Annotated in this window: 6 protein-coding genes and 1 pseudogene; all 7 read right to left on the bottom strand. The window is 48.2% G+C overall.

Annotated features, from left to right (window positions below):
- A partial coding sequence (locus ACEW8P_RS00670; RefSeq protein ID WP_373511185.1) for a DUF433 domain-containing protein occupies nt 1-102 on the bottom strand: 102 nt, incomplete at its 3' end.
- Nucleotides 103-208: 106 nt separating this feature from the next.
- Entirely contained in the window at nt 209-685 is a 477-nt protein-coding gene (locus ACEW8P_RS00665) for a DUF3368 domain-containing protein (RefSeq protein WP_373511184.1), read from the bottom strand.
- A 1-nt stretch (nt 686) separates the two neighbouring features.
- The gene (locus ACEW8P_RS00660; RefSeq protein ID WP_373511183.1) at nt 687-929 is read right to left on the bottom strand and encodes a UPF0175 family protein; all 243 of its coding nucleotides are present in this window, start codon (nt 927-929) and stop codon (nt 687-689) included.
- 316 nt (nt 930-1,245) lie between these two features.
- Complete coding sequence (locus ACEW8P_RS00655; RefSeq protein ID WP_373511182.1) at nt 1,246-2,433, bottom strand: hypothetical protein; 1,188 nt, start codon at nt 2,431-2,433, stop codon at nt 1,246-1,248.
- Nucleotides 2,434-2,955: 522 nt separating this feature from the next.
- Nucleotides 2,956-3,051, bottom strand: a pseudogene (locus ACEW8P_RS00650) (hypothetical protein); the annotation flags it as partial.
- A gap of 77 nt (nt 3,052-3,128) precedes the next feature.
- Complete coding sequence (locus ACEW8P_RS00645) at nt 3,129-3,413, bottom strand: DUF4160 domain-containing protein (protein ID WP_373511181.1); 285 nt, start codon at nt 3,411-3,413, stop codon at nt 3,129-3,131.
- 48 nt (nt 3,414-3,461) lie between these two features.
- Nucleotides 3,462-4,797 (bottom strand): alpha/beta fold hydrolase (locus ACEW8P_RS00640; protein ID WP_373511180.1); only part of this gene is annotated, 1,336 nt, incomplete at its 5' end.

Genomic DNA, 4,797 nt, shown 5'->3' with positions numbered 1-4,797 from the left:
CGGCGTTTCTCCGTGGGCAAGCAGTCCCACGATGAATTGAACAGACAATCGAGTACCTTTTATTATCGGTTTTCCAGCCAATATTTCTGGATTTAGCTCAATCCGGTTCCGTATTTCTTTAATTGGTTTGGCTTTTTTGGTAAAAAATAATTTCGACGGTTAGGGCTGTTTGGCTGTGGGGTACTACCCAGGGTGAAGGATTCTTGTACTATTCTCCCACATTTCTTAAAATCCGGTCGTATAGGTTCCGGCTGATTCTGAAACCGATGTCCTCAATGAGAATGTCTAGCAACGGTTTGAGGCGTGAGATATGTCCAGCTTTCTTCGCCCTTGTCAGGACACCCAGAAGCCCAACTATTCTCAAACCTCGTTCTTCTGCTACTTTCCTTCCTTTTCGTTCGTCAATAATCAGAAAATCCGCCTTTGATTCCTGCGCCAGAATGATAGCTTCGGCTTCTCCCGCATCCAGTATTTCCCTCAATTCTGCTACTGCTCTACGATCCGAGACAGTTTTGACCAAAATCCAATCGCAAGAATCGAGCTGAACTTTTTGATTTTCGTAATCTGAAAGTTCCTCATAGACTTTCTGCGGGATGAGAACTTCGCCAAAGAGTTTTTCAAGCAGGTCGAGTTTGCCGATCTGGATTAGATTGGTTACGGTAGAGGTATCGCTGATTACCAGCATACTAATCCAAAAAACTAAGATTCTTCAAATCAGTCTCGAAATCCTCAATGTCATATTTGATGCAGACATTTCGCTTGGCCAACTCTTTCTGGAAATCAATTTGCGTAAGGCCCGCCAGTTTTTTAGCCTGCCCCATTGAAAGCTTTTCTGTATCGTACAGGTGTACGGCAATCTCTATCAGCAATTCGGAAGGCGAGGTTTTTAGCTGCTCCAAGGTTTTTGCGGGAATGATTAGGTCTTCCATGAGTTTCTGGGGTTTTGTTTGTCCAAATTTAGACCTTATTGGGCTGATTGTCAATGTAAGGATCAAATATACTTCTTACGTATTCGGCGAGTACGAAGCCTATTTGATGGATCGCGTTGCAAACGCGAGGAGATACAACGCCCGATTGCAAATCGGGGTTAGCAGGGGTGATACAACGCCCGATTGCAAATCGGGGTTAGCGGGGGAGAAAGTAGTGGAAGGCGCGGTATAAGTACCTCAACGAGGTACCTAAATTAAAAAATCGGGAAGAGCTGACTCTTCCCGATTTTTTAGTAATGACCTATTCTAACTTATCTTACACGACAACCGGGTTTCTAAAAACAGCAGCTACGACAGAATCCTGTTCCGGCATTTGTTCGGCATCATACATATATACTTTGCCTTTCATCAGGATCGTCTGTACGGCCGCTTCTGTTAGCAGATCGGTATTTTCCGGTGAGGATTCCTTTTGTATTTGTACTTTATAATTCTCCGCGTCATAGTTACCCCATACTTTGGCGTCCTTACGCAGGAACAGCGTTTCTACCTGACCTGTCAGGGCCGCCAAAAGTATTTTTTTGGTATCAGAAGCAGCAAAGTCACCGGCTTTGAGGTTATGATACTGTTCTATGGCCTCTGTTTCCTGCTGCTTAAACTTGGGTTGCATGATAGCCAGCGCTTGCTTATAAAGTCCCTGAGCCTGCGGATCGTTCTTATTGTCAAAATTTCCCGTTATGTATTCTTCTACATACTTATTGTAGTTTATGGTTGTACGGTACAAGGGAATCAGGTAATCCACCCCGGCCAGCACCACAGGTAACAGGTCCTGCTTGAATTTATCGTCCAGTTCACGGCTCAGGGTATAAAACCATTGGCGGGTATGTTCTTTGTCCTGCTCATCGGCCCCCTGACCGTGGAACACACCGCCATCGGCGGGCTGGCTGGTTCCTAATCGGCGCTGTACTCCATCCTCCCGTTCGATTTCATTGAAGTAGATCATGTAATCTTCCTTGGTAGTGGGCACATCATCCCAAAGCTCTACTTCTTTTAGAGTAAATGCCGTTGCTTCGTATAACCGTACACTATCCAGGTCAATATTAAGTATATAGAATCGTCCGTTTTTATTGAGTAAAGGAAGCAAAGGACGTAGCATAAGTCCCTTACCAACATACAGAATAGGCTCATCTATTTTTAGCGGGACTTTGAATATAGTACTGTCTTCGGGTGTCAGAAAGAAAGCCAGCATATCAGAAGTGTGCTGCCAGAAATTATTGTTATCCAGCAGATCAAACCCGGGTTTCAGGTACTGATTCACTTCGGTTTCATCCATCCCGTATTCCTGGGCCAGTTGCTGCCGGGCGATCTGAAGCTGATTTTTAAACTGGATCTTATCTTCCTGGTAGTTCGTGGTAGATTGCTTACTGGTAGGCGAGAATATACTTATACTACGCTGAATTTTGCTGGATACCAGATTAGTGAGTTGATCTATGCTGAATACTTCCATAGTATTATGTTGTAAGGGTGAGAAGAAATGATTGAATGCAACAAAGGCGGCAAACAATTTTTATATATATAATTGATAAGATTGTTCCAAGTGCCCGAAAAAGGCTTGAAATATATATATAAGTCTGAATTAGGGACATTTAGAGGTTAATAAGATGCTGAAATACAGCAGGAATCGTGAGTATAAAACACCACGCTTGAGGAATTTAACCGCCAGCTAACCCCGATCTGCGATCGGGCGTTGAATCGCCTCGCGTTTGTAACGCGATCCGCGACTACGCGTTTCTACTTTCTCACACAGAGAACCGCCAGCTAACCCCGATCTGCGATCGGGCGTTGAATCGCCTCGCGTTTGTAACGCGATCCGCGACTACGCGTTTCTACTTTCTCACACAGAGAACCAAAGCAGTCATTACGAATGAACATAATCCTCCGGCAACCCAAGAAAATCCTGCAAGTGGTACACTTCATCGCAATGGTGAAAGATAATCGTATTCCCATCCGCTAGGCCATATTTCTGCCGCTGCTCGAGACTCATTTTTTTAATAGATGGAAATTTGCTAAGCGGAGCGATTACAATACGGCCGTCTTGCAGGTAAATCGAAATATGGCCTCGCATTGAGAAATCTACCCTTTTGATTACTGGTTTATGACCTACGTAGCTTTCAGGCGACGCGGTCATGGCTTGCAGTTGATTCATTTTAGTTTAAACTTAATTGGTTTACGTTTTTTACCCATCAGGATGTCATTCCAGACATCAAGTAATTCTTCACGGTTTTGGTCAACCAGCTTTTTCACAAGGGTTTGATCTTTACCAGATAATTTCCCCAAAGTAGCAAAATCGCCGGATTTAATCCAGATCTTGGCTGAGTTCTGACTATGGCTTTTGCTCGAATAAACGTGCAAATGTGGAGGCTCGTTCAAGATGTCGAACATCACCACGAAAAAGGTCAGATAATCGTAAACGGCGATTTTGGGCATAGTTTAGAACACAACGCTTTCGATTTCGGAAGAGCAACTCTCCCAAATCTACAAATTCTCCTCCAAAAACTTCGTCATCATTCGGTACAAATGATAGCGCGTATTCCCGCCGCGTAAGGCGTGGGCGCGGTTAGGATAATAGAAGGTTTCAAACTCCCGATTCTCTTCTACCAGCGCGTTCACAAACTCAATTGAGTTCTGGAAATGTACGTTGTCGTCGCCCGTGCCGTGGATGAGGAGGAAAGGGCCTTTGAGTTTGGCTGCGTGGGTAAGTGGGGAGTTGTCATCGTAGCCATCGGGATTATCCTGCGGGCGTTTCAGGTAACGCTCGGTGTAGATGCTGTCGTAGAAGCGCCAGGTCGTGACGGGGGCCACGGCGATGCCTGCCTTAAAGTAGTCGGCCCCGACGGTCATGCAGAGTGAGGCCATGTAGCCGCCGTAGCTCCACCCCCAGATGCCGATGCGGTCCTTGTCCACGTAGGGCAGCGTGCCGAGGTACTTCGCGCCCTCGATTTGGTCCTGCGTTTCGAGTTTGCCGAGTTGGGCGTAGGTGACCGTGCGGAACGCCTTGCCCCGCGCCCCGGTGCCCCGGTTGTCGATGGACACGACGATGTAGCCCTTATCGGCCAGGGTTTGGTGCCAGAGGAAATCGCGGCTTTCCCAACTGTCCACGACCGTCTGCGAACCCGGTCCGCCGTACACGAACATCAGCACGGGGTACTTATTGGCCGGGTCGAGGTTGGCGGGCTTGATCATCCAGCCGTTCAGCGTCACGCTTTCGGAAGTCGTGAACTGGAAGAATTCCGGCTTCACGGTGCGGTATTCCGCGAGTTTCTGGAATAGCTCCTGATTCGTTTCCAGCGTCCGCACTACTGCCGCTGTGGGGGCCTTGCGCAACGTCACGGTCGGCACGGCCTGCACCGAACTGTTGTATTCCAGATAATACTCAAAATCAGGACTCAGCAGAATGCGGTTAATGCCGCGCTTGTCGGAAAGCCGCACCGGAGCCGGAGCCTGGTACCGCTTGCGGCGGCGCTTGGGCGCGGCGATGTCCTGACGGTAGAGGTGCCGTTCGAGTGGCGAGACGTCGGTGGAGGTGTAGTAAACCAGGTTGTTGGGTTCGTCGATGCCCAGGAATTCGGCCACTTCCCAGCCGCCGGAGGTGAGTTGGCGGTCGAGAGTGCCGTCCATATCGTAGAGGTACAGGTGCTTGTAGCCGCTGCGCTCGCTGGAAAAGATGAACTCCTCGCCGTTGTCGAGGTAGGTGAGGTCGTCGGTGAAAATCAGGTCAACGTAGGTTTCGGCCTCTTCGGTCAGGATGGTGCGTACTTGTCCGGTGGTAGCATCGGCGTGGAGCAGATCGAGGCGGTTTTGGAGCCGGTTC

Origin of the sequence: Persicitalea sp., assembly GCF_041751555.1 — a bacterium.
In the GTDB taxonomy this organism is placed as follows: Bacteria; Bacteroidota; Bacteroidia; order Cytophagales; family Spirosomataceae; genus Persicitalea.
The sequence above is the reverse complement of the archived record's forward strand: the minus strand, read 5'-3'. Positions and strand labels throughout refer to the sequence as shown.